We start from the raw sequence: 23820 nt of genomic DNA on the forward strand, positions 1-23820 counted from the left end.
GGGCCGCAGACAGAGAGGAGGCCGCGCCCGGATCAGGCCGGGTCGTTGCGGCGCAGCAGTTCTTCGGGCAGGTGCTCGATGTAGTCGTCGTCCGGCGGCGGCATCTGCAGGTGGTAGCCCTGGCTGTCGAGGTTCTCCAGTACCTTGGCGATGTCCTCGCGGGCCAGCTTGCGCTCGGGGCTGAGCACCAGGTCGAAGGCGTGCACGGGCGTGCCGAAGAAAGGCAGCAGCCCCTCGGGCACACGCTCCAGGCCCTCGGCCTTGAGCACATACAGGTACATCTCGTTCTTGCGGGGGCTCTTGTAGATCGAGCAGATACGTTTCATCGGGAATCTCCGGCACCGGCCAGGTCGTCCAGCAGGGCCTGGCCCATGCGCTCGCGACGCCAGCCGCGCAGTGCATCGGGCAGTTGATAGGGACCGTCGGGGTAGCCGCTCTTGAGCAGGGCTTCGAGGGCTTTCTTGCGCAGCATCAGCTCCGGGGCGATGCCCAGCCGCTCACCTTCGGCCTGGCCGATGGCGCGCAGGCGCTTGAGAATGCCGGCGGCTTCGATCGGCAGCGGCTCGGGCAGCGGCGCGGGCCATTGCTCCTGCGGCAGGCTGGCGGCGCGCTTGATCAGCTGGATCAGCGCCTCGCCGTCCTGGCGGATGGTGCGCGGGTGCATCTCGTCGATTTTCGCCAGCGCCGACGGGCTGTCGGGCTGGCTCTTGGCCATGGGCCACAACGAGTGTTCCTTGAGGATGCGATTGCGCGGCACATCGCGGCTGCGGGCCTCACGCTCGCGCCAGGCGCACAGCTCGCGCAGCACGGCCAATTGCTGGCGGCCCAGTTTCCAGGCCAGCTTGACATCACGGTAGAGGGTCTCGGGCTCGACTTCACGGCGCAGCGCGGCGACCAGCTCGGCACCGTCCTCGAGCACCCAGGCGTACTTGTCGTCCGACAGCCGCGGGCGCAGGGCGGTGAACAGCTCGGCCAGATGCACGGCGTCTTCGGCGGCGTAGCTGACCTGGGTCTCCGAGAGCGGGCGCTGCAGCCAGTCGGAGCGGGTCTCGCCCTTGGGCAGCTCGAGCCCCAGCACATCTTGCACCAGACGCGAATAGCCCATCGAGAAGCCGATGTTCAGGTAGCCGGCGGCGAGCTGGGTGTCGAACAGTGGCTGCGGCAGCTTGCCGGTCAGGCGCAGCAGGACCTCCAGGTCTTCGCTGCAGGCGTGCAGCACCTTGACCACGCCATTGTCTTCGAGCAACTCGGCCAGCGGCTGCCAGTCGCGAATCAGCAAAGGGTCGATGAGGAAGGCACGCTTGCCGTCACCGATCTGGATCAACCCGGCTTTCGGGTAGAAGGTGTCGACCCGCATGAATTCGGTGTCGAGGGCCACAAACGGCAGCTCACGCCAGCTTCGGCAGTGCTGGGCCAGGGTCTGGTCGTCACGGATCCAGTGAATTTCGATGGCCACGAGGCTCTCCCACTAACATTGGCGCGCAGTATATACGGCGCGGGCGCAATGGGTGAAACCTCGCAAGCCACGCCATCCTTGGTGCTGATCGTCGGTACGCTCAGCGACCGGCCGCCAGCCAGGGCCGGCAGCCGGCAAACAGGTCCAGCGAGCGCTGGTAGACCTCGGTGCGCACCTGCAACAGGCCGAGCATCGAGTGGAACAGGTTGTCCTGCGACAACGGCACATCGCGCAGCTTGCCCAGGCATTCGGTGTCCACGCCGAAGTCCTCGCGGTAGCTGTCGGAGAACCAGGCCAGCAGCGGTACGTGCTTCTGCTGCTCCGGCGCGATCATGTAGGGCGTGCCGTGCAGGAACAGGTTGTACTCGCCCAGCGACTCGCCATGGTCTGAAAGATAGATCATCGCGGTGTCGACCGTGTCCTGCTTGCTGCGCAAGGTATCGATCAAGGTCGCCAGCACCTTGTCGGTGTAGGCCAGGGTGTTGTCGTAGCCGTTGACGATCTCTTGCTGGCTGCACTGGTTCAGGGCGTTGCTGCGGCACACCGGGGTGAAGGGTTCGCTGCCGGCCGGGTAGCGCTTGAAGTATTCCGGGCCATGGCTGCCCATCTGGTGCAGCACCAGCACGGTGTCCTGGTCGAGGTTGTCCAGCAACTCGCCCAGGCCCTGCAGCAGGATCTCGTCATGGCACTCGCCACTGGCGCACAGGCTCGGGTCCTGCAGGTTGCTCACGTCGATGAACTGCACCCGGTCACAGGTGCCCTTGCAGCCGGACTGGTTGTCGCGCCACTGCACTGCCAACCCCGCGCGCTGGAGGATGTCGAGCAGCCCTTCGCGGTTCTTCGCCACGCGGGCGTCGTAGTCCTTGCGCGGCATGCCGGAAAACATGCAGGGCACCGACACGGCGGTCTCGGTGCCGCAGGAGTGGACGTCGGTAAAGCTCAGCAGGCCCTGCTCCTTGCTCAATTGTGGGGTGGTGTCGCGGGCATAGTCGAGCAGGCCGAAGTTTTCCGCCCGGGCACTCTCGCCGACCACCAGCACGGTCAGCGACTTGCGCTGGTGCTGCTGCCAGGCCGCATCGCGACGGGCATCCTCGCCATAGCGCTGGAAGGACTGGGTGGCCGTGCCCACCTGCTCGCTGACATAGCCGATGGAGGCCCCCACGATATTGCTCGGCGTAAGCATCAGGCGCAGTTCATGGTGGTTGCGAAACAACGACGCCAAGCCCTGGTAGTTGACCAGCGCCACCGAGCCCAGGGCCGCGACGCAGGCCCCACTGACCACCAGCTTGCCCAGCAGTTCGCGGTGCCAGGGGCGATAGGCGATCCTGGCCTTCCACACCAGCAGCGAGGGCAGCACACCCAACAGCAGGATATATACGGCGAACTTCAGCGAAAGCAGGTCGCGCACTTCCGCAACATTGGTTTCAGCCACATTGCGGAACATGCCAGCGTCAATAAGTACGCCATATTGATTCATGAAGTAAGCGACACTTGCACCGCTGATGAACAATACAATCAATACTGGTTTCAATACATAACGAAACGCCAGCAAGGTGAGGATGAGATTGAAGGCGAACAGCATCAGCACGGCGAACGCCAGGCTCAACCACAGCCCCACCATGCCCGGCGGCACGATGGACTCCAGGTGTTCCCAAAGCAAGGTGTTGAAGCCGATCAACAGGTACAGGCTGGCCAGCAACGTGACCCATTCGGTGCGCAGGGATTTGAGTTTCAGCATGGCGTTCGCAACAAGAGTTCATCAGCGGCCAACACGCCCGGACGGGCAGATTGGAAAGTTGGCCGAACTCTAGAAAGCCTAGCATCAATTTTTTGTGAAAAAGACGCCAACAATTGGTGGGCCGGCGTCTTTCATGAATTAAACAACTTTCATTCAGCTGCCATTCAGCCAGGCAGGCGAAGTTTGGCGTACGGCTCGCGGTCGATATCCAGGACTTCCACGCACAGCTGAATGTCCAGCCCAGGCTGGGCCGGAATCGCCTCGCGCAACACCTCGAGCAGGCTGTTCGACAACTGCTGTTTCACCTGCTGCGTGCGCCCGCTGAGAATCGCCAGACGCACATGGGCGAAGGCCCGCTCGCCAGGGGCGGTGCCCACCCGGTACTGGGCAAAGGCCTGTGCGCGGCTCTTGATGTCCAGCTCTTCGGCAAACTGGCCACTACCGACCAGGGCGTGGTTCAGGCGCAGCAGCAGCACATCGACATTGAGATCGCGCAGGTTGTCGCTGTATTCCAGGTTCAGGTGAGGCATGGCGCAGGTTCCGTTCACGCAGGGGGATGCGACAGCCTAACCCAGTCCCGCAATACGGCAAAGGCGACTATCCTCTTGGTTCAGGCTCGTTTACCAACCCTGAAGAGAGGTGAAGAAATGCCAGTTCCGCACAATCTTTTTGAAGACCTAGGCGTTAAGGAGGACGACTTCAATGCGCTTGCGAAGGAGAAACACGAACTCCTTGAGCTGAGGAAGCGCTACGCCGAAAAGGACAATGAAGTGGTGAGCGTTGAAAAAACCGGCATCACCACGGATGACAACCTCAACCGGCTTCGCAAGCAACGCGCACTGATCAAAGAAGAAATCGAACGGATAATCCATCCGCCCAAATCCTGACTCCCTCACTGAGGTTATCGCGGGGCAAGTCGCATCGGTGCGCGGACGCGACTTTCCCCGCGATAACGTCGGCGTCCGCTACGCAGAAGCCTTCAGCGCCGCATCCAGGTCCTCGATCAGGTCCCGGTAGTCTTCAATCCCGATCGACAGCCGCAGCAGGTTCTCACTGATCCCCATCACGCCCTTCTGCTCCGGGCTCAAGGAGTTGTGCGACATGCTCCAGGAGTGGTTGATCATGCTCTCCACACCGCCCAGCGAGTCGGCCAGGACGAAGATCGACAGCGCCTCGACCAGGCGGTTGACCGCGGCCCGGTCACCCTTGATGCGCAACGCCACCACCGCGCCGCCCGTGCGCATCTGGCGTTTGCACAGGTCATGCTGCGGGTGGCTTTCCAGGCCCGGGTAGTAGACCTGCTCGACCTGCGGATGCTGTTCGAGGAACTGCGCCACACGCAGGGCGTTGGCGCTCTGGCGCTCCATGCGCACATCGAGGGTCTTGAGCCCACGCAATGCCAGGTAGCAGTCGAACGGCCCCTGGATCGCGCCAACCGCCATGCTGATCTTGCGCAGGCGCCCCAGCAACTCGTGGTTGGCCGCCACCACCACACCGCCGGTCAGGTCGGAATGGCCGCCGATGTACTTGCTCGCCGAGTGCATCACAAGGTCCACGCCCAGGGTGATCGGCTGCTGGTTCCACGGCGAGCAGAAGGTGTTGTCGATGCAGGTCATCACCCCCCGATCACGGGCCAGCTCGCAGACCGCCTTGATGTCCACCAGGTGCAGCAGCGGGTTGGTCGGCGACTCGATCCAGATCAGTTGGGTCTCGGGGCGGATCGCCGCGGCCACCGCCTCGACGTCGTTGAGGTCGACGTAGGTGGTGGTCAGGCCCGAGGTGCGCCCACGGTAGTCTTCCAGCAGGCGGAAGGTGCCGCCGTAGACACCGTTCATCACCACCACATGGGCATCCTTGGAGAGCAGCTCGAGCACCGTGGCGGTGGCGCTGACGCCCGAGGCGCAGGCGACCGCGCCGACGCCCTCCTCCAGTGCGGCCACGCAGGTCTCGTAGGCGTGCCGGGTCGGGTTGCTGACACGGCTGTAGGCGTATTCGGGGTTGTCGTCCAGGCCGCGCTTGATGAACGAGCTGGAAGTGACGATTGCCGGGAAGATGGCATTGTCGGCGACGCTGGATTGCTCACCGGCGTGGATGGTGCGGGTGGCGAAATTGCGCGGTTTGTCGGACATGGTCGGGTCCATTGCCTGAGGGTGGAAAACCACCACTATCTCATATCCACCACCCCCAGGCGCCAGCAGAACATTTCTGTCGATGCAGCGGCCGAAACAGTTCCAACGTTCCCTGCGAGCGGCTACTCTCGAAAAACTTTTCCCCTAATCGGCGACACGACGTCATGGACAGTTTCGACCAGCACATCCTCACCCTGCTCCAGCGCGACGCCTCGCTGTCCCTCAAGGACCTGGCCGAAGCGGTCAACCTCTCCACCACGCCGTGCTGGAAACGGGTCAAGCGCCTGGAAGAGGAAGGCTACATTCGCGGCCGCGTTGCCCTGCTCGACCCCGAGCGCCTGGGCCTGGGCCTGACGGTGTTCGTCCAGCTCAAGACCCAGCGCCACGACAGCGCCTGGCTGGCGCAGTTCGCCGCCACGGTGACGGCGTTCGAGGAAGTGATGGAGGTGTATCGCATGTCCGGCGACTGGGACTACATGCTGCGGGTGGTGGTGGGCGACATCGCCGCCTACGACCGCTTCTACAAGAAGCTGATCACCAGCACCGACGGGTTGTCGAACATCACCTCGAGTTTTGCCATGGAGCAGATGAAGTACACCACGGCGTATCCGGTGGGGCGCTGAAATGATCTCTGGCAGGACCGGCCTCATCGACGGCAAGCCGGCTCCCCCCGACGGCGTCGACCTCAAGCCAAACGACATCCCTGTGGGGGCTGGCTTGCCAGCGATGAGGCCGGCCCTGTCAGTCAGCCAGGGTAGCCTCGATCCGATTCCCCGCCCTCGCCTTCTCCAACTTGATCGCCACGAACTTCGAGGTTGGTGTGTAGGTCCCCTCGCCGTAGCTTTCCAGCGGCACCAACGGATTGGTCTCCGGGTAATACGCCGCCGCCTGCCCTTCAGGCACGTCATAGGCCACCAGGCGGAAGCCCGACACTCGCCGCTCGAGGCCATCCTCCCACAACGACACGATATCCACGTGCTCGCCCGGCTCGAAGCCCAGGCGGCGGATATCGGCCTCGTTGACGAACACCACCTCGCGCAGCCCGAACACGCCACGGTAACGGTCATCGAGCCCATACAGCGTAGTGTTGTACTGGTCGTGGGAGCGCAAGGTCTGCAGGATCAGGTCCGGCTTGTCACCGCGGGCCAGCACAGCCGCGTTGACCAGTTGCTCCGGCAACTGGCTCGGGATGAAGCGCGCCTTGCCGGTGGCCGTGCGGAAGTTGCGGTCCGCAGCGTGGTTGCCAAGGTGGAAGCCGCCCGGATGCTGCAGGCGTGCATTGAAGTCGGCGAAGCCGGGAATCACGTCGGCGATCATGCTGCGGATACGGCCATAGTCGGCAATCGCATAGTCCCAGTCGATGGGCCGATTGCCCAGGGTAGCCTTGGCCATGCCGGCGACGATGGCCGGCTCCGAACGCAGCTGCGCTGAACGCGGCTTCAGCTGGCCGTGGGAGATATGCACCATGCTGAAGGTGTCCTCCACGGTGACGCCCTGCGGCCCTTCGGCCTGGATGTCGATCTCGGTGCGGCCCAGGCACGGCAGGATCAGCGCATCACGCCCGGTGACCAGGTGCGAGCGGTTGAGCTTGGTGGAAATCTGCACGGTCAGCTCACAGTTGCGCAGCGCCGCGTGGGTACGCGGGGTGTCCGGAGTCGCCTGGGCGAAGTTGCCGCCCAGGGCGACGAACACCTTGGCCCGCCCTTCTTCCATTGCCTGGATCGCCAGCACGGCGTTATGGCCGTGCTCGCGGGGCACCTTGAACTGGAAGCGTTTCTCGATGGCGTCGAGCAGCGCCGCCTTGGGCTTCTCGTCGATGCCCATGGTGCGGTCGCCCTGCACGTTGCTGTGGCCACGCACCGGCGACAGGCCGGCGCCGGGTTTGCCGACGTTGCCGCGCAGCAGCTGCAGGTTGACGATTTCCTGCACGGTGGGCACCGAATGGCGGTGCTGGGTGATGCCCATGGCCCAGCACATGATCACCCGCTCGGCCTTGCGGTACATGCGCGCGGCCAGCTCGATCTCGGCCTTGTTCAGGCCCGACTGCTCGACGATATGTTCCCAGGGTGTGGCGTCCACTACGGCCAGGTAGGCCTCGACGCCACTGGTGTGCTCGGCGATGAACGCGTGGTCGAACACAGGTGGCTCGTCGTTCAGTTGCGCCTCGCGCTCCCACTGCAGAAGGAACTTGGCGATGCCGCGCATGGCCGCCATGTCGCCACCCAGCGCCGGGCGGAAGTATGCGGTGTTGGTCGGCTCGGAGCCGTTGCTGAGCATCTCGAACGGGTGCTGCGGGTGCTGGAAGCGCTCGAGCCCGCGTTCCTTGAGCGGGTTGAAACAGACCACCTGGGCACCACGCTTGACCGCCTCGCGCAGCGGTTCGAGCATGCGTGGGTGGTTGGTGCCGGGGTTCTGGCCAATGACGAAGATCGCATCGGCCAGCTCCAGGTCATGAAACACCACGGTGCCCTTGCCCACGCCGAGGGTTTCGGCCATGCCCACGCCGCTGGCCTCGTGGCACATGTTCGAGCAGTCGGGGAAATTGTTGGTGCCGTAGGCGCGCACGAACAACTGGTAGAGGAACGCCGCCTCGTTGCTGGCCCGGCCCGAGGTATAGAACTCGGCCTCATCCGGCGACGCGAGACCGTTCAGGTGCCGGGCGACCAGGGCGAACGCTTCGTCCCAGCTGATCTCGACGTAATGATCGGTGGCCGCGTCGTAGCGCATAGGGTGGGTGATGCGGCCCTGGTACTCAAGCCAGTAGTCGGTCTGCTCGAGCAGCGCACTGACGCTGTAGCGGGCGAAGAACGCCGGATCCACCGAGCGGCCGGTGGCCTCCCAGTTGACCGCCTTGGCGCCGTTCTCGCAGAACTTGACCATGTCGCTTTCCGGCGATTCGCCCCAGGCGCAACCCGGGCAGTCGAAGCCACCGTTCTGGTTGGTCTTGAGCATGGCCCGCAGGTTCTTGAAGGCGTTCTCGCTGCCCAGCCAGCTCTTGGTCACGCTCTTGAGCGCGCCCCAGCCGGCGGCCGGCCCCTTGTAGTCCCTGATGTGTTCGTCCTGGCTCATGCTGCGCTTCTCCGCACGGTGTTTTTTCCAGCCTAAGAAGCGCCCCCTACTGCGTCCAATCGAAATAAATGACGGCGTGATAAACCGTTTCGATCACCGACCACAGCCCTTGGCCGGCACGGCCTTCAGCCGTGATAGAGGAGACTGATCGAATGGTCGGGGAAAGCAATTTGACGCCAATGGGCGCAGGTTATAGCTTGAACCTTATCTGCGGCCTTTCGCCGCCCCCTGCCACTTCAATGTCGAGCGCGAACGTGGAAAAGAACCCCCAGGCCCTGATCGACGGTTTCAACCGCAAAGTCGATTACCTGCGGATGTCGGTCACCGACCGCTGCGACTTTCGCTGCGTCTATTGCATGGCCGAAGACATGCAGTTCCTGCCGCGCCAGCAGATTCTCAGCCTCGAAGAGCTGTACCAGGTCGCCGAGCGCTTCGTCGCCCTTGGCACCCGCAAGATCCGCCTGACCGGCGGCGAGCCGCTGGTACGCCAGGGCATCGTCGAGCTCTGCGGACGCATCGCCGCCCTGCCCGGCCTGCGCGAACTGTGCCTGACCAGCAATGGCTCGCAGCTCGGCCGCCTGGCCCAGCCGCTGTTCGACGCCGGCGTGTCGCGCCTGAACATCAGCCTCGACAGCCTCGACCCCGAGCGCTTCCGCGCCCTCACCCGCACCGGCGACCTCCAGCAGGTAATCGCCGGCATCGACGCCGCGCGCGCCGCGGGCTTTCGCCGCACCAAGCTCAATGCGGTGGTGCTCAAGGGCCGCAACGACCACGAGATCGTCGACCTGGTACGTTTCGCCATCGACCGTGAACTGGATATCTCGTTCATCGAAGAGATGCCCCTGGGCGTGATCAGCGAGCACGAGCGCGGCGAGTCATTCTGTTCCAGCGACGACGTGCGCGCGCGCCTGGCCGAACATTTCACCCTGGTCGAGTCGGCCGAGTCGTCCCAGGGGCCGGCGCGCTACTGGCGCCTGGCCGAGGCGCCCAACACCCGGGTCGGCTTCATCTCGCCCCACAGCCACAACTTCTGCGCCACTTGCAACCGCGTGCGCCTGACCGTCGAAGGCCGCCTGTTGCTGTGCCTGGGCAACGAACATTCGGTGGACCTCAAGCAGGTCATGCGCCAGCACCCCGGCGACACTGCACGCCTGGAAAAAGCCATTCGCGACGCCATGCAGCTCAAGCCCTACCGTCACCACTTCGAAGTGGGCGGCGAGGTGCAGATCCTGCGCTTCATGAACATGACCGGCGGCTGATCGGCCGCCTCTGGAACCGCCTTGATCGTCCACTCACGCCCCGACATGCTGCGCGTGCTATTCACCCTCAAAGGCTCGATCGTCCAGCGCATCGCCCTGCGCTGCCTGGCGGTGACCTTGCTCGCGGCGCTGATCGTGCTGGTCGAGCGACACTACCCGGCGCTGTTCTACCCGGTCAGCGCCACGCCCTTCACCCTGTTGGGGCTGTCGCTGTCGATCTTCATGAGCTTTCGCAACAACGCCTGCTACGACCGCTGGTGGGAAGGCCGCAAGGCCTGGGGGCGGATGATTATCGAGGTACGTTCATTCGTGCGCGAAAGTGTGCTGATCAAGGACGCGGCGCTGCGCGAGGAACTGCTGCGCAGCCTCTGTGCTTTCGCCCATGCCCTCAATGCCCGGCTGCGCAACGAAGACGAGCTGGGCGCCGCCCGACCCTGGCTGGGCGAGCAGGCGCAGATCGTGCCGCACAATGTCTGCGACGGCATCCTGCGCGAGGTGGGCGGAAACTGTTCGCGGCTGGCGGAGCGCGGGGAGATCAGCGAGTTTCGCTACACCCTCCTGGCGCAGCGCCTGGCCGGCCTGTCGGACGTGCAGGCCACCTGCGAACGGATCAAGGGCACGCCACTGCCGTTCCCGTACACCCTGCTGCTGCACCGCACCATCTACATCTTCTGCCTGCTGCTGCCGTTTGCCCTGGCCGAACCGCTGGGCTGGCTGGCGCCGCTGTTCACCACCATCGTCAGCTACACCTTCTTCGGGCTGGATGCGATCGGCAACGAGCTGGAAGACCCGTTCGGGCGCGACGAGAACGACCTGCCGACCGATGCCCTGGTGCGCACCCTGGAGCGCGATGTGCTGTCGGCGCTGGGGCATGAGCCACTGCCACCGGCTCTGGTGCCGGTGGATCATGTGTTGAGCTGACATTGCCGGGGCTGCTGCGCAGCCCTATCGCCGGCAAGCCGGCTCCCACAAGGCAAAGTGCCCCCTGTGGGAGCCGGCTTGCCGGCGATAGGGCCGTACCGGCTACAACTGTGTTCAGGTAATGCGTGGGAACGAACTTGCTCCGCGATAGAGTCAGATCAACCGCGGCTTTCGCAGGCCCCGATCGGCTTCAGGTGCGGGACGAAGTTGCACGGCCGGTGCCGCGCATCCAGCTGCTCGGCCAGGATCCCCTCCCATGCCGTGCGGCAGGCGCCGGTCGAGCCCGGCAGGCAGCACACCAGGGTGCCGTTGGCCATGCCGGCCAAGGCCCGGCTCTGTACAGTCGAGGTACCGATATCGAGGATCGACAATGCGCGGAACAGCTCGCCGAACCCGTCGATGCGCTTGTCCAGCAGGCAGTCCACCGCCTCCGGCGTGCTGTCACGGCCAGTGAAACCGGTGCCGCCGGTGATCAGCACCACCTGCACCTGTTCATCGGCGATCCAGGTGGCGACCTGGGCGCGGATCTTGTACAGGTCGTCCTTTAGCAGCTCGCGCGCCACCAGGCGGTGGCCCACGCCGACGGCACGGCTGGCCAGCAGCTCGCCAGACGTGTCGGTCTCGAAGGTACGGGTGTCGCTGACGGTCAGCACCGCGATGTTCAGCGGTACGAACACCGCGTCCGGTTTCACGCTCATGGCCTTTGCTCCAGGATTGGCTTGGCGGCCACGTTAGAGAGAAGCCCTGGTAGCGTCCAATCGATAGCGCGTACCGGGTGATCGACGGTTTCTATCGCGTGCCCCGCGACAGGCCGGCGAATTTGTCAGCAATGATTAGCCAGGTGCTTCACTCTTGGTTAAGGTCTACCCACCACGCAACCCAGGCCGCACCATGGACATCAAACAGCTCAAGTTCCTCATCGCCCTCGACCAGACCCGCCACTTCGGCCAGGCCGCGGCGCTGTGCCATATCACCCAGCCGACCCTGTCCATGCGCCTGCGCAACCTCGAAGACGAACTCGACCTGGTGCTGGTCAAGCGCGGCCAGCGCTTCGAAGGCTTCACCGAAGCCGGCGAACGCATCCTGGCCTGGGCCCGTACCCTGCTCGCCGCCCATGATGGCTTGCAGGCCGAGGCCGCCAGTTGCCGGGGCCAGGTGGTCGGCAGCCTGCGCCTGGGTACCGTGCCGCTGGCCAGCTTCAACCCCATGCAGCTGCTGATGCCGCTGCGCGCGAAGTACCCCGAGCTGCACTTCCAGCTGTCGTCGCTGAGCTCCGAGCAGGTGATCGATGGCCTGAGCCGCAACCAGCTCGACCTGGGCATCTGCTACCTCGACCAGGTCAACACCAGCTTCTTCGATGTGATCGAGCTGAGCACCACCACCATGGGCCTGCTGCACGACACCCGGCACTTCCGGTTCGAGGCCGACAACCTGCGCTGGGATGATCTCGGCGAGCTGCCGCTGGGCCTGCTGAGCAAAGGCATGCACTACCGCCAATCCCTCGACCTGAGCTTCCGCAGCCGGGGTCTCACGCCCAATGCCGTGCTCGAGAGCGACTCGACCTTCCAGCTGATCCAGGCGATCAATACCGGCGTGTGCTGCGCGATCATGCCGCTGGACTGCGGCCTGGAAGACCTCAGCCAGCACATGCGCATCATCCCGGTGCAGGAGGCCAGCATCCACAGCCCGGTCGGGCTATTGCTACGCCGTAGCGAGCCACGCTCGGCCATCGCCGAGCAGTGCTTCGACGAGGCCCGTGCCCTTTTTCAAGCTTCCTGAGCCGTCGCCTGGCGGTACTGGCGCGGGGTAAACCCAGTCAGTTGCCTGAACTGCCGGCTGAACGCGCTGTGGTCGGTGTAGCCACAGCGCAGCGCCACCTCGATGATCGGCAGGTCGCTGTGCAGCAACTGGTGCGCATGTTCCAGGCGGGCCTTGTGGATCATCTGCCGGGGGGTGAGGTGGAACACCCGCTTGCAGTAGCGCTCCAACTGCGCCACCGAGATGCCGGCGATGCGCGTCAGCTCGCCCATGCTGATCGGCTGGTGGAAATGCGCGCGGATATGCGCATCCACCGCCGCCAGGCGCTGGTAGGCCGGGTGGGTGTCGGCGGCTGACTGCAGGTCGACCGAAATGCCCACCAGGCCGATGATCGCCCCCGTCGCGTCGTACAGCGGGCGCTTGTGGGTCAGGCACCAGCCCGGTTCGCGGCTGCCGTACAGGTGCAGCTCCAGCTGGTCCTCCAGCACCTGGCCCTGCTCCAGCACCCGGCGATCCTGCTCGGTGTAGCCGGGGCCCAGGCGCGCCGGGAACACCTCGGCGCTGGTCTTGCCCAGCAGCGGTTGCAGGTGCTTCAAACCGCAGCGCTGGACCAGCGTGCGGTTGGCCAGCACATAGCGGGCCTGGTCGTCCTTGATGAAGATCGCCGCATTGGCGATGACATCGAGCATCGGCAGCAGCCAGACCACACCGGTGAGCAAGGCTTCGAGAGATTCAGGGCGGTGCTGGTCGAGGTGCTGGTACAGCGCAGTCAACGGTTGCTCGGGCATGCGGTTATCTCTAGTGATTCTCGCGGCCCTGCAAGCCTAGTCAGCAGCCCCCACCGGGCGCCAGCACTTGCTCTCGACTATGCCGATTTCGTCACCCACCTTGCAGAAAACCATCAAGAACCGAGCCCCCGATCGGTCCACTCTATGCCCCACGCAAGCCGCCCCATGACCTACAAGAACGCGGCGCATGCCGCCGCATCGTGACATCAGACCTGCCTATCCAAAACCTACAAGAAGGCGCACCCATGTCAGGCAAATTCAAGAAACAGCTGTCACTGCTGGACCTCACCTTCATCGGCCTCGGTGCCATCTTCGGCTCGGGCTGGCTGTTCGCCGCCAGCCACGTCTCGGCCATCGCCGGGCCGGCCGGCATCCTCTCCTGGTTCCTCGGCGGTTTCGCCGTGCTGCTGCTGGGCATCGTCTACTGCGAGCTCGGCGCCGCCCTGCCACGGGCCGGCGGCGTGGTGCGCTACCCGGTGTACTCCCACGGCCCGCTGCTCGGCTACCTGATGGGTTTCATCACCCTGATCGCCTTCTCGAGCCTGATCGCCATCGAGGTGGTCGCCTCGCGCCAGTACGCCGCGGCCTGGTTCCCAGCGCTGACCAAGAGCGGCTCCAGCGACCCGACGGTGCTCGGCTGGCTGGTGCAGTTCGCCCTGCTGGGGCTGTTCTTCGTGCTCAACTACCGCAGCGTGAAGACCTTCGCCAAGGCCAACAACCTGGTCAGTGTGTTCAAGTTCATCGTGCCGCTGCTGGTGATCGGCGTGCTGTTCACCTTCTTCAAGCCGGAAAACTTCGAGGTCCAGGGCTTCGCCCCGTTCGGCCTGTCCGGGGTGGAGATGGCGGTGTCGGCCGGCGGCATCATCTTCGCCTACCTGGGCCTGACCCCGATCATCTCGGTGGCTAGCGAGGTAAAGAACCCGCAGCGCACCATCCCCATCGCGCTGATTCTCTCGGTGCTGCTGTCCACCGCGATCTATGCCCTGCTGCAACTGGCGTTCCTCGGCAGCGTGCCGACCGAGATGATTGCCAACGGCTGGGCCGGGGTGACCAAGGAACTGGCCCTGCCCTACCGTGACATCGCCCTGGCCCTGGGCGTCGGCTGGCTGGCCTACCTGGTGGTGGCCGACGCGGTGATCTCGCCCAGCGGCTGCGGCAACATCTACATGAACGCCACCCCGCGAGTGATCTACGGCTGGGCGCAGACCGGCACCTTCTTCAAGTACTTCACCCGCATCGACGAGCAGTCCGGCATTCCGCGCCCGGCGCTGTGGCTGACCTTCGCCCTGGCAGTGTTCTGGACCCTGCCTTTCCCGTCGTGGGAAGCGCTGATCAACGTGGTCTCCGCCGCGCTGGTGCTGAGCTATGCCGTAGCCCCGGTGTCCGTGGCCGCCCTGCGCCGCAGCGCCCCGGACATGGCCCGGCCGTTCCGGGTCAAGGGCATGGGCGTGCTCGGCCCGCTGTCGTTCATCATCGCTGCGCTGATCGTCTACTGGTCGGGGTGGAACACCGTGTCCTGGCTGCTGGCGCTGCAGATCGTGATGTTCGTGCTGTACCTGCTGTGCCGCCGCTTCGTGCCTACCGAACACCTGTCGCTGGGCCAGCAGGTGCGCTCGTCGGCCTGGCTGATCGGCTTCTACGCCGTGACCATTTTCCTCTCCTGGCTTGGCAGCTTCGGTGGCCTGGGCGTGATCGGCCACCCGCTGGATACCGTGGTCGTGGCTGCCAGTGCCTTGGGCATCTACTACTGGGGCGCCGCCACCGGTGTGCCGGCGCGGCTGGTGCGCCTCGATGGCGACGACGAAAGCGAAGCCAGCAGCGAACCCCATGCTGGCCAGCAGCCCGCCGCTGTCGCCTCCTGACCCACTACAGATTGGACACGCTGATGAAACAGGTTCATGTCATCGACTCCCATACCGGCGGCGAACCGACCCGCCTGGTGATGAAGGGCTTCCCCCATTGCACGGCCATAGCATGGCCGAGCAGCGCGACGAGCTGCGCGAGCTGCACGACCACTGGCGCCGCGCCTGCCTGCTGGAGCCACGTGGCAACGATGTGCTGGTGGGCGCGCTGTACTGCCCGCCGGTCTCTGCGGATGCCACCTGCGGGGTGATCTTCTTCAACAACGCCGGCTACCTGAACATGTGCGGCCACGGCACCATCGGCCTGGTGGCTTCGCTGCACCACCTCGGCCTGATCGAACCTGGCGTGCACAAGATCGACACACCGGTCGGCCAGGTCAGTGCCACTTTGCATGACGACGGTTCCGTCACCGTCGGCAACGTGCCGTCCTACCGCTATCGCCGTCAGGTAGCGGTGCAAGTGCCTGGGCATGGCCAGGTGCGTGGCGACATCGCCTGGGGCGGCAACTGGTTCTTCCTGGTCTGCGACCACGGCCAGCATATCGAGCTGGACAACCGCGAAGCCCTCACCGACTACACCTGGGCCCTGCTCAAGGCACTCGAAGCCCAAGGCATCACAGGCGAGGACGGCACCCCGATCGACCATGTCGAGCTGTTCGCCGACGACACCAACGCCGACAGCCGCAACTTCGTCATGTGCCCCGGCAAGGCCTACGACCGCTCGCCCTGCGGCACCGGCACCAGCGCCAAGCTGGCGTGCCTGGCCGCTGACGGCAAGCTCGCCGAAGGCCAGACCTGGGTCCAGGCCAGCATCACCGGCAGCCAGTTCCAGGGCCGCTACGAACGCGACGGCGAACGCATTCGCCCGTTCATCACCGGCCGCGCCCACATGACCGCCGACAGCACCCTGCTGATCGACGAACAGGATCCCTTCGCCTGGGGCATCTGACCCCGTTCATTTCCCACTGAATACCGCCAGGAGTGACAACAATGACCGACAACATCTTCACCGGCACCATGCCCGCCCTGATGACCCCCTGCACCGTCGAGCGCAAGCCGGACTTCGACGCCCTGGTGCGCAAGGGCCGCGAACTGATCGACGCCGGCATGAGCGCGGTGGTGTACTGCGGTTCGATGGGCGACTGGCCGCTGCTGACCGAGGCCGAGCGCCAGGAAGGCGTGGCGCGCCTGGTGGCCGCCGGCATCCCGACCATAGTCGGCACCGGCGCGGTGAACACCCGCGAAGCCGTATCCCATGCCGCCCACGCCGCCAAGGTCGGCGCCGCCGGCCTGATGGTCATCCCCCGCGTACTGTCCCGCGGCGCCTCGCTGATCGCCCAGAAGCACCACTTCTCGGCAATCCTCGCCGCCGCGCCGAAGCTGCCGGCGGTGATCTACAACAGCCCCTACTACGGCTTCGCCACCCGCGCCGACCTGTTCTTCGAACTGCGCCGCGAGTACCCGAACCTGATCGGCTTCAAGGAGTTCGGTGGCGGCACCGACCTGCGCTATGCCGCCGAGCACATCACCTCCCAGGACGATGCCGTGACGCTGATGGTGGGGGTCGACACGCAAGTGGTGCATGGTTTCGTCAACTGCAACGCCACCGGCGCCATCACCGGCATCGGCAATGCGCTGCCCCGTGAAGTGCTGCAACTGGTCAGCCTGAGCAAGCGTGCCGCCAAGGGCGATGCCAAGGCCCGACGCCAGGCCCGGGAGCTGGAGTCGGCGCTGGCAGTGCTGTCATCTTTCGATGAAGGCTGCGACCTGGTGCTGTACTACAAGCACCTGATGGTGCTCAACGGCGACACCGAGTACCGCCTGCACTTCAACGAAACCGATGCCCTCAGCGACGCCCAGCGCAACTATGCCGAGCAGCAGTACGCGCTGTTCCGTAGCTGGTACGCCAGCTGGTCGGCCGAGCAGAACCAGGCCTGATTCCAGGAGCCGCCTCGCACCCCATCGCCAGCAAACCAGCGCCCACAAGCTGCAAGCCTTGTGCAGTACCTGTGGGAGCCGACTTGCCGGCGATGGGCCGCACAGCGGCCCGTTTTCCCCAAACTCAATCCCAAAGGACGCCCCATGACCCTGACAGGCAACCTGCTGATCGGCCAGCGTGCCGTGCGCGGCAACCGCGAAGCAATCCGCGCCATCGACCCGAGCAGCAACCAGGCCCTGGAACCCGCTTATGCCGGCGCCAGCGGCGAACAGCTGGCTCAGGCCTGCGCCCTGGCCTGGGCGGCATTCGATACCTACCGCGAAACGCCCCTCGAACAACGCGCCCGTTTTCTCGAAACCATCGCCGAACAGATCGAAGCACTGGGCGATGCGCTGATCGACCGCGCCCACACCGAGACCAGCCTGCCCAAGGCCCGCCTGCTGGGTGAGCGTGGCCGCACCTGCGCCCAGCTGCGCACCTTCGCCCGGGTGGTACGCGCCGGTGAGTGGCTGGATGTGCGCGTGGACAATGCCCTGCCCGAGCGCCAGCCGCTGGCCCGCCCGGACCTGCGCCAACGCCAAGTGGCCCTTGGCCCGGTGGCGGTGTTCGGCGCCAGCAACTTCCCACTGGCGTTCTCGGTGGCCGGCGGCGACACCGCCTCGGCACTGGCCGCAGGCTGCCCGGTGGTGGTCAAGGCCCACGGCGCCCACCCCGGCACCAGCGAGCTGGTTGGCCAGGCCATGGCCCGGGCGGTCGCGCAGTGCGAACTGCCCGAAGGCGTGTTTTCCCTGTTATACGGCGCGGGCCGTGAAGTGGGCATCGGCCTGGTCACTGATCCACGCATCAAGGCGGTCGGTTTCACCGGTTCACGCAGCGGAGGCCTCGCCCTTTGCCAGGCGGCCCTGGCGCGCCCGGAGCCGATCCCCGTCTATGCCGAAATGAGCGCTATCAACCCTGTATTCCTGTTCGACGCCGCCTTGCGCTCGCGCAGTGAAGCCCTGGCGCAAGGCTTTGTCACTTCGCTGACCCAAGGTGCCGGCCAGTTCTGCACCAATCCCGGGCTGGTGATCGCCCGACAGGGCCCGGCCCTCCAGCACTTCCTGGTTGCCGCCAGCACCCATGTTCGCCAAGCGGCAGCGCAGACCATGCTCACTCCGGGTATCGCCAGTGCTTACGTCGGCGGCGTGGCAGCACTGAGCGAAAACCAAAACGCCCGGTGCGCGGCGAGCGGCCTGCCGGCGCAGGGGCCGAACCAGTGCCAGGCTCAATTGTTCGTCACCACCGCGCAGGCGTTTCTTGCCGACCCTACGCTGCAAGCCGAAGTGTTCGGCGCCGCCTCGCTGGTGGTGGCATGCGACAACGATGAGCAAATCCGCCAGGTGGCCGAGCATCTGGAAGGCCAACTGACCGCCACCCTGCACCTGGACGAGGCCGATCTGCACAGCGCCCGCCGCCTGCTGCCGACCCTCGAACGCAAGGCGGGGCGGGTCCTGGTCAATGGCTGGCCGACCGGGGTCGAGGTCAGCGATGCCATGGTCCATGGCGGCCCGTTCCCGGCCACCTCGGACGCCCGCAGTACCTCGGTGGGCACTGCGGCGATCCTGCGCTTCCTGCGCCCGGTGTGCTACCAGGACTTCCCCGACGCCCTGCTGCCCGGTGCATTGCAGCAGGCCAATCCGCTGCACTTGCGGCGGCTGCTCGATGGCCAGCGGGAAGTCTGAACGATGACCGCCACTGACACGGACATCGCCGTGGTCGGCGCCGGCATCGTCGGCGTCGCCTGCGCCCTGCAGCTGGCACGCCAGGGCCGCCGGGTGCTGCTGATCGATCGCCAGGCACCGGGCCACGGCGCTTCGTATGGCAACGCCGGGCACCTGGCCACCGAGCAGGTGTTTCCCATCGCCGACCTGTCGATTCTCAAGCGCCTGCCGGCGATGTTGCTGGACCCGATGGGCCCGCTGCGCCTGGACTGGAAGTACCTGCCCCGCGCCCTGCCCTGGTTCACCCGGCTGCTGCTGAACCTGCGCCCGGCGCCGTTCCAGCGCAGCGTGGCGGGCATTCGGACGTTGAATGAAAACAGCCTTGGCGCCTGGCAACGGCTGCTCGCCTCCATCGACCGCAGCCCCTTGCTCAAGGAAGACGGGTCGCTGCTGGTGTTCGAACGCCATGAATCGCGCCAGGCCCTCGCGGCGTTGCGCGCCCGCATGCAGGCACAGGGCGTACCCGTGGACCTGTGGTCGGCACAGGCGGTGAGCGAGGCGGCGCCGCAGTTGAGCCCATCGATCCTGGGTGGCCTGTTCTTCCCGCGTACCGGTCACTTCCTCGACCCCTATCAAGTGGTCTGCGAACTGTTCAGCGCCGCCAGGGCCAGTGGCGTACGCTTTCTGCGCGCCGAGGTCAGTGGCGGCCGGGTGCATGGCCAGGGCGTCAGCCTTGCCAGCAACCACGGCCCCCTTGAGGCCAGCCAGGTGTTGATCAGCGCCGGCGCCCACTCGGCCAAGCTCACCGCCACCCTGACCGGCAAGCGGGTGCCCCTAGATACCGAGCGCGGCTACCACCTGATGCTGCCGGCGGAGCAGCAGCGCCTGCCGTTCGCCGTCACCTCGCTGGAGCGCAAGTTCATCATGACGCCCATGGCCGACGGCCTGCGCCTGGCCGGCACGGTGGAGTTCGCCGGGCTCGAGGCGCCGCCGAGCATGCAGCGGGCGTGGCAACTGCACAGGTTGAGCAAGGGTTTGTTTCGGCGCGAGCTGGATGCCGAGGGGGCGACCCCGTGGATGGGGTTCCGGCCTTCGCTGCCGGATTCGCTGCCGGTGATCGACCGGGTGGCCGATGGCAAGGTGTTGCTGGCGTTCGGGCACCAGCATTTGGGGTTGACCCAGGCGGCGGTGACGGCGGAATGGATGGGGCAGTTGGTAAATGGCGAAGACTGCCCGCAAATCGGGGCCTATCGATTGAGCCGATTTTGAAAGGGGGGCCGCGTCGCGGCCCATTCGCCGCAGTTCGTCGCCACGACAAGCCGGCTCCCACAGGGTGCTGGGCTCAGTCAGACGGTGTTCTCGCTGGATGGCGCCGATCACTGTGGGAGCCGGCTTGCCGGCGAAAGGGCTGCAAAGCAGCCCCTGCCTCACTCAGCGATAACGCTCGAGCCAGTGCGCATAAGGCGCTGGCAAGGTCCACGAAGCCTTTTCCACGCCCAGGGCCTTGGCAGCGGCATACGGCCAGTGCGGGTCAGCCAGGTGCGCACGCCCCACCGACACCAGGTCCAGCTGGTTGGCCTGCAACGCGCCTTCGGCCAACTCTGGGGTACCGAAGCCCCAGGCCGAGGTCACCGGCAGCTTGGCCTCGCGACGCACACGTTCGGCGATCGGGCCCATGAACGCCGGCCCCCATGGGATGTTGGTCTCAGGAATGGTGAAGCCAACGCTGACGCTCAGCAGGTCCAGGCCACCGGCCTTGAACCGGCGCGCCAGTTCGATGGATTCCTGCAGGGTCTGCTCGTCACGGCCGTCATACTCCAGCACGCCAAAGCGGGCGGTCAGCGGCAGGTTCTCCGGCCACACCTCACGCACGGCGGCCAGGGTTTCCAAAAGGAAGCGCGTGCGGTTGTCGAAGCTGCCGCCGTAGGCATCGGTGCGCTGGTTGGAATGCTCGGAGAAGAAGCTCTGGCCCAGATAGCCGTGGGCAAAGTGCAGTTCGATCCATTCGAAGCCGGCATCGCGGGCGCGGCGTGCGGCATCGACGAAGTCCTGCTTGACCCGGGCGATATCGTCCAGGGTCATGGCCTTCGGCACTTTCGGCAGGTGGGTGCCGAAGGCGATGGCGGACGGGGCGATGGTGTCCCAGCCACGGGCATCGTCGGCGGCGATGTGGTCGTCACCTTCCCAGGGGCGGTTGGCGCTGGCCTTGCGCCCGGCGTGGGCGATCTGGATGCCCGGCACGGAACCGGCGGCCTTGATCGCCTTGACCACCGGCACGAACGCCTGGGCCTGGGTGTCGTTCCAGATCCCGGCGCAGCCAGGGGTGATGCGCCCTTCCGGGGACACCGCGGTGGCCTCGACCACCACCAGGCCGGCGCCACCACGGGCCAGCCCGGCCAGGTGCACGTGGTGCCAATCGTTGATCAGGCCATCCTCGGCCATGTACTGGCACATCGGCGGAATGGCGATGCGGTTGCGCAGGGTGACGTCTTTGAGGGTATAGGGTTCGAACAATGCGGCCATGAGCTAACTCCAGGGATGGGGTTGGATACGATTGTTCGATCATATTCGAACTATGGCAATTTGTGAAACCCCCGTTATCATGTTGGCCATGCGAGCCTATACCCACCCCAACCCCGAAGACCTGACGCTGGAGCGCCTGCTCTACGCCTTGAGCGACCCTGTGCGCATGGAAATCGTGCGCCGCCTGGCGGGCGTCGCCGAAGCCAGCTGCGGCGAGCTGGACGGCGGCCGGCCCAAGTCGAGCATGTCCCATCACTTCCGTGTACTGCGTGACTCGGGGCTGGTGTACACCCGCAATGTCGGTACCACGCACATGAACTCGTTGCGCAGCGATGAGCTCGAAAGCCGTTTTCCAGGGTTGCTGGGCAGCATTCTCGAGCAGCGTTGAACCCCGGCCTGCCAGCGGCGGGAGCCGTTCCTATCGATAGTCCAGGCACAAAAAAACCACGAGGCCGCCAAGGGCGATCCTCGTGGTTAGTGTTGCCGGGCAAGCCCGGCAAGCATGGGCCTTACAGCGCCATGTCGTTCGCAGGCTTGCTCTCGACCGGTGCGCCTGGGACGGCGGTGGTCTTGACGCTCTGATCGAGCACCGGCGGCTTCTCCAGCTGCAGCACTTCGGCGGTGTAGTCCCACTCTTTCTGGGTGGCAGCGGCCGAGTCGTTCAGCTTGGTACCGTAGCTCGGCACGATTTCCTTGATCTTGGCCTGCCACTCAGGGGTGGCGACCTTCTCCTTGAACACGGTTTCGAGCACGTTGAGCATGATCGGCGCGGCGGTCGAGGCACCTGGCGAGGCGCCCAGCAGGCCGGCGATGGTGCGGTCCTGGGAAGCCACGACCTCGGTGCCCAGCTTCAGCACGCCGCCCTTCTCTTCGTCACGCTTGATGATCTGCACACGCTGGCCGGCCTGCCACAGCTTCCAGTCTTCCTTCTTGGCGTTCGGGAAGTAGGTCTGCAGGGCTGCGAAACGGTCGTCGTCAGACTGCATCAGCTGGCCGGCGAGGTATTCCACCAACGGGTACTGGTCGATACCCACGCGAGCCATCGGCCAGACGTTGTGGGTGGTGGCGCTGCTCAGCAGGTCCAGATACGAGCCGTTCTTAAGGAACTTGGTCGAGAAGGTGGCGAATGGCCCGAACAGGATCACGCGCTTGCCGTCCAGCACGCGGGTGTCCAGGTGCGGTACCGACATGGGTGGCGCGCCGGTCGAGGCGATGCCGTAGGCCTTGGCCATGTGCTGCATGGCAACGGTCGGGTTCTCGGTCACCAGGAACGAGCCACCTACCGGGAAGCCTGCGTATTCCTTGGCCTCGGGGATGCCCGACTTCTGCAGCAGCTTCAGTGCGCCGCCACCGGCGCCGATGAACAGGAACTTGGCGTCGGTGGCCGATTCGGTACCGTCCTTCAGGTTCTTGTACTCGACGTGCCAGGAGCCGTCTTCGTTGCGGGTGATGTCCTGCACTTCGGTGGAGAGCTTCAGGTCGAAGTTCTCTTTGGTCTGCAGGCTGCCAACAAACTGGCGGGTGATCTCGCCGAAGTTGACGTCGGTGCCGATCGGGGTCCAGGTGACCGCCAGCTTCTGGTTCGGGTCACGGCCTTCCATCATCAGCGGGACCCACTTGGCGATCTGCGCGTGGTCCTCGGAGTACTGCATCGGGCGGAACAGCGGGCTGGCCTGCAGGGCGTCGTAGCGCTTCTTCAGGAACTTGATGTTGTCATCGCCCCAGACGAAGCTCATGTGCGGGGTGGTGTTGATGAACGAGTGCGGGTTCTTCAGCACGCCCTGGCGTACCTGCCAGGCCCAGAACTGGCGGGAGATCTGGAACGACTCGTTGATCTCGATGGCCTTGGTGATGTTGACGTTGCCGTCTTTGTCTTCCGGGGTGTAGTTCAGCTCGGCCAGCGCGGAGTGGCCGGTACCGGCGTTATTCCAGCCGTTGGAGCTTTCTTCGGCGACGCCGTCCAGGCGCTCGACCATCTCCATCGACCAGCTTGGCTCCAGCTCGTTGAGCCAGACAGCCAGGGTGGAGCTCATGATGCCGCCGCCAACCAGCAGCACGTCGACTTTCTTGGTGTCGGCAGCGTGCGCTTGCATGAAGCTCGCCGCGACAGCCAGACCCAGCAAGGTCTTGCCAGCTTTCTTGAACATTGATCGATTCCAGTCAGTAGAACGGAGGGTGGGCCTGTGGCTGGCCCAGGTATTCCATGTTCTTCAGCGCAGGCTTGTTGTGATCATTGTTCAGCAGCCAGAGAGACATTGGACGTGCCAGCCTTTGGTCGGATTGACCGACAAGGCTGAAACGATTGACGGATTGTAACCGAATTGCCAGCACAAACAAACGCGGGCCGGGACGTCAATACGACAGGTTGCCACGCGACAAGCCACCACGCCCCGGACAACAAAAACCCCCGGCCACATCCATGGTCGGGGGTCTTGGATCAGGCCGTGAACGGCCGGATCAGGGTAATCCCAAGATTACTGCTGCTGAGGCAGTTTATCGATCGGGCCGCAGCCGCCGATGATCTTGGAGATGGAAACCGATGGGTGGAACAGGTAGTCGTACGAGCAGTTCTTAGGCTGGTTGTAGACCTGGCCGGTGCAGCCGGACAGCAGGGCAACGCCCGAAACGACAGCAACAGCGACAGTAGCTTTGATCAGCTTTTTCATAAAAATCCTTTA

21 protein-coding genes and 1 pseudogene are annotated in these 23820 nt (G+C 65.1%); 11 read left to right on the forward strand and 11 right to left on the reverse strand.

The features are described 5' to 3' along the window. Positions 1–32: 32 nt before the first annotated feature. The 4 genes from LOY42_RS19540 to LOY42_RS19555 all read right to left on the reverse strand — a co-directional run bounded on the left by LOY42_RS19540 (position 33) and on the right by LOY42_RS19555 (position 3724). The gene (locus LOY42_RS19540; protein WP_102681716.1) at positions 33–326 is read right to left on the reverse strand and encodes a YcgL domain-containing protein; all 294 of its coding nucleotides are present in this window, start codon (positions 324–326) and stop codon (positions 33–35) included. Further along, positions 323–1456 (reverse strand): ribonuclease D, encoded by a 1134-nt coding sequence (gene rnd / locus LOY42_RS19545; RefSeq protein WP_102681715.1) that lies wholly within the window; start codon positions 1454–1456, stop codon positions 323–325. The genes LOY42_RS19540 and rnd overlap by 4 nt, the downstream gene beginning before the upstream one ends. 100 nt (positions 1457–1556) lie before the next feature. Then, the gene (locus LOY42_RS19550; protein WP_258598899.1) at positions 1557–3194 is read right to left on the reverse strand and encodes a phosphoethanolamine transferase; all 1638 of its coding nucleotides are present in this window, start codon (positions 3192–3194) and stop codon (positions 1557–1559) included. Positions 3195–3358: 164 nt separating this feature from the next. After that, positions 3359–3724 carry a 5-carboxymethyl-2-hydroxymuconate Delta-isomerase gene (locus LOY42_RS19555; protein WP_102681713.1) on the reverse strand — a complete coding sequence of 122 codons (366 nt, stop codon included), beginning with the start codon at positions 3722–3724 and terminating at the stop codon, positions 3359–3361. A 117-nt stretch (positions 3725–3841) separates the two neighbouring features. On the opposite strand from LOY42_RS19555, the gene LOY42_RS19560 reads away from it, so the two are divergent. After that, the gene (locus LOY42_RS19560) at positions 3842–4081 is read left to right on the forward strand and encodes a YdcH family protein (protein WP_139673036.1); all 240 of its coding nucleotides are present in this window, start codon (positions 3842–3844) and stop codon (positions 4079–4081) included. A 78-nt stretch (positions 4082–4159) separates the two neighbouring features. Here LOY42_RS19560 and LOY42_RS19565 read toward each other — a convergent pair whose 3' ends face one another. Beyond that, a complete protein-coding gene (locus LOY42_RS19565) occupies positions 4160–5335 on the reverse strand; it encodes a PLP-dependent aspartate aminotransferase family protein (RefSeq protein ID WP_139673230.1) in 1176 nt (391 codons plus the stop codon). Positions 5336–5487: 152 nt separating this feature from the next. Here LOY42_RS19565 and LOY42_RS19570 point away from each other — a divergent pair, with 152 nt between their 5' ends. Continuing rightward, positions 5488–5946: an Lrp/AsnC family transcriptional regulator gene (locus LOY42_RS19570; protein ID WP_046856697.1), complete on the forward strand. Its 459-nt coding sequence runs from the start codon at positions 5488–5490 to the stop codon at positions 5944–5946. A gap of 118 nt (positions 5947–6064) precedes the next feature. On the opposite strand, the gene LOY42_RS19575 is transcribed toward LOY42_RS19570, so the two are convergent. After that, positions 6065–8392: an FdhF/YdeP family oxidoreductase gene (locus LOY42_RS19575; RefSeq protein ID WP_258598902.1), complete on the reverse strand. Its 2328-nt coding sequence runs from the start codon at positions 8390–8392 to the stop codon at positions 6065–6067. Positions 8393–8646: 254 nt separating this feature from the next. Here LOY42_RS19575 and moaA point away from each other — a divergent pair, with 254 nt between their 5' ends. Together moaA and LOY42_RS19585 are read left to right on the forward strand one after the other, a co-directional pair. Then, positions 8647–9651 (forward strand): GTP 3',8-cyclase MoaA, encoded by a 1005-nt coding sequence (moaA, locus tag LOY42_RS19580; RefSeq protein WP_102681711.1) that lies wholly within the window; start codon positions 8647–8649, stop codon positions 9649–9651. Positions 9652–9672: 21 nt separating this feature from the next. Further along, positions 9673–10572 carry a bestrophin family protein gene (locus LOY42_RS19585; RefSeq protein WP_258598904.1) on the forward strand — a complete coding sequence of 300 codons (900 nt, stop codon included), beginning with the start codon at positions 9673–9675 and terminating at the stop codon, positions 10570–10572. Positions 10573–10730: 158 nt separating this feature from the next. On the opposite strand, the gene moaB is transcribed toward LOY42_RS19585, so the two are convergent. After that, positions 10731–11270: a molybdenum cofactor biosynthesis protein B gene (moaB, locus tag LOY42_RS19590; protein WP_139673042.1), complete on the reverse strand. Its 540-nt coding sequence runs from the start codon at positions 11268–11270 to the stop codon at positions 10731–10733. A 193-nt stretch (positions 11271–11463) separates the two neighbouring features. On the opposite strand from moaB, the gene LOY42_RS19595 reads away from it, so the two are divergent. Beyond that, complete coding sequence (locus LOY42_RS19595) at positions 11464–12351, forward strand: LysR family transcriptional regulator (protein WP_139673045.1); 888 nt, start codon at positions 11464–11466, stop codon at positions 12349–12351. Here the strand turns inward: LOY42_RS19595 and LOY42_RS19600 are convergent. Then, a complete protein-coding gene (locus LOY42_RS19600; protein ID WP_139673048.1) occupies positions 12339–13118 on the reverse strand; it encodes an AraC family transcriptional regulator in 780 nt (259 codons plus the stop codon). The genes LOY42_RS19595 and LOY42_RS19600 overlap by 13 nt on opposite strands. Before the next feature lie 245 nt (positions 13119–13363). On the opposite strand from LOY42_RS19600, the gene LOY42_RS19605 reads away from it, so the two are divergent. The 5 genes and pseudogenes from LOY42_RS19605 (at position 13364) to LOY42_RS19625 (ending at position 19888) form a co-directional block, all read left to right on the forward strand. Further along, complete coding sequence (locus LOY42_RS19605) at positions 13364–14980, forward strand: APC family permease (RefSeq protein WP_111531782.1); 1617 nt, start codon at positions 13364–13366, stop codon at positions 14978–14980. 23 nt (positions 14981–15003) lie between these two features. After that, positions 15004–15929: pseudogene (locus LOY42_RS19610) on the forward strand (4-hydroxyproline epimerase). 41 nt (positions 15930–15970) lie between these two features. Continuing rightward, positions 15971–16918: a dihydrodipicolinate synthase family protein gene (locus LOY42_RS19615; protein ID WP_139673056.1), complete on the forward strand. Its 948-nt coding sequence runs from the start codon at positions 15971–15973 to the stop codon at positions 16916–16918. Positions 16919–17062: 144 nt separating this feature from the next. After that, positions 17063–18640 (forward strand): aldehyde dehydrogenase (NADP(+)), encoded by a 1578-nt coding sequence (locus LOY42_RS19620; protein WP_258598908.1) that lies wholly within the window; start codon positions 17063–17065, stop codon positions 18638–18640. 3 nt (positions 18641–18643) lie between these two features. Continuing rightward, positions 18644–19888 (forward strand): FAD-binding oxidoreductase, encoded by a 1245-nt coding sequence (locus tag LOY42_RS19625; protein ID WP_258598910.1) that lies wholly within the window; start codon positions 18644–18646, stop codon positions 19886–19888. A 162-nt stretch (positions 19889–20050) separates the two neighbouring features. On the opposite strand, the gene xenA is transcribed toward LOY42_RS19625, so the two are convergent. Beyond that, positions 20051–21142 (reverse strand): xenobiotic reductase XenA, encoded by a 1092-nt coding sequence (xenA, locus tag LOY42_RS19630; RefSeq protein WP_258598912.1) that lies wholly within the window; start codon positions 21140–21142, stop codon positions 20051–20053. A gap of 52 nt (positions 21143–21194) precedes the next feature. Between xenA and LOY42_RS19635 the strand changes: the two genes are divergently transcribed. Further along, positions 21195–21530 carry a helix-turn-helix transcriptional regulator gene (locus LOY42_RS19635; RefSeq protein ID WP_102681700.1) on the forward strand — a complete coding sequence of 112 codons (336 nt, stop codon included), beginning with the start codon at positions 21195–21197 and terminating at the stop codon, positions 21528–21530. A 121-nt stretch (positions 21531–21651) separates the two neighbouring features. On the opposite strand, the gene mqo is transcribed toward LOY42_RS19635, so the two are convergent. After that, positions 21652–23289, reverse strand: a complete 1638-nt coding sequence (gene mqo / locus LOY42_RS19640) for a malate dehydrogenase (quinone) (RefSeq protein WP_139673070.1) — start codon at positions 23287–23289, stop codon at positions 21652–21654. A gap of 327 nt (positions 23290–23616) precedes the next feature. Then, positions 23617–23808, reverse strand: a complete 192-nt coding sequence (locus LOY42_RS19645) for a DUF4223 family protein (protein ID WP_023630554.1) — start codon at positions 23806–23808, stop codon at positions 23617–23619. Positions 23809–23820: the final 12 nt, after the last annotated feature.

It is taken from the genome of Pseudomonas sp. B21-023 (genome assembly GCF_024749165.1).
GTDB lineage: Bacteria > Pseudomonadota > Gammaproteobacteria > Pseudomonadales > Pseudomonadaceae > Aquipseudomonas.

Excerpts from the sequence above, each read along its gene's own strand:
- LOY42_RS19540 (WP_102681716.1), bottom strand. The coding sequence starts at position 326 with ATGAAACGTATCTGCTCGATCTACAAGAGCCCCCGCAAGAACGAGATG.
- LOY42_RS19550 (WP_258598899.1), bottom strand. The coding sequence starts at position 3,194 with ATGCTGAAACTCAAATCCCTGCGCACCGAATGGGTCACGTTGCTGGCC.
- LOY42_RS19555 (WP_102681713.1), bottom strand. The coding sequence starts at position 3,724 with ATGCCTCACCTGAACCTGGAATACAGCGACAACCTGCGCGATCTCAAT.
- LOY42_RS19560 (WP_139673036.1), top strand. The coding sequence starts at position 3,842 with ATGCCAGTTCCGCACAATCTTTTTGAAGACCTAGGCGTTAAGGAGGAC.
- LOY42_RS19565 (WP_139673230.1), bottom strand. The coding sequence starts at position 5,335 with ATGGACCCGACCATGTCCGACAAACCGCGCAATTTCGCCACCCGCACC.
- LOY42_RS19570 (WP_046856697.1), top strand. The coding sequence starts at position 5,488 with ATGGACAGTTTCGACCAGCACATCCTCACCCTGCTCCAGCGCGACGCC.
- LOY42_RS19575 (WP_258598902.1), bottom strand. The coding sequence starts at position 8,392 with ATGAGCCAGGACGAACACATCAGGGACTACAAGGGGCCGGCCGCCGGC.
- moaB (WP_139673042.1), bottom strand. The coding sequence starts at position 11,270 with ATGAGCGTGAAACCGGACGCGGTGTTCGTACCGCTGAACATCGCGGTG.
- LOY42_RS19595 (WP_139673045.1), top strand. The coding sequence starts at position 11,464 with ATGGACATCAAACAGCTCAAGTTCCTCATCGCCCTCGACCAGACCCGC.
- LOY42_RS19600 (WP_139673048.1), bottom strand. The coding sequence starts at position 13,118 with ATGCCCGAGCAACCGTTGACTGCGCTGTACCAGCACCTCGACCAGCAC.
- LOY42_RS19605 (WP_111531782.1), top strand. The coding sequence starts at position 13,364 with ATGTCAGGCAAATTCAAGAAACAGCTGTCACTGCTGGACCTCACCTTC.
- LOY42_RS19615 (WP_139673056.1), top strand. The coding sequence starts at position 15,971 with ATGACCGACAACATCTTCACCGGCACCATGCCCGCCCTGATGACCCCC.
- LOY42_RS19620 (WP_258598908.1), top strand. The coding sequence starts at position 17,063 with ATGACCCTGACAGGCAACCTGCTGATCGGCCAGCGTGCCGTGCGCGGC.
- LOY42_RS19625 (WP_258598910.1), top strand. The coding sequence starts at position 18,644 with ATGACCGCCACTGACACGGACATCGCCGTGGTCGGCGCCGGCATCGTC.
- xenA (WP_258598912.1), bottom strand. The coding sequence starts at position 21,142 with ATGGCCGCATTGTTCGAACCCTATACCCTCAAAGACGTCACCCTGCGC.
- LOY42_RS19635 (WP_102681700.1), top strand. The coding sequence starts at position 21,195 with ATGGCAATTTGTGAAACCCCCGTTATCATGTTGGCCATGCGAGCCTAT.
- mqo (WP_139673070.1), bottom strand. The coding sequence starts at position 23,289 with ATGTTCAAGAAAGCTGGCAAGACCTTGCTGGGTCTGGCTGTCGCGGCG.
- LOY42_RS19645 (WP_023630554.1), bottom strand. The coding sequence starts at position 23,808 with ATGAAAAAGCTGATCAAAGCTACTGTCGCTGTTGCTGTCGTTTCGGGC.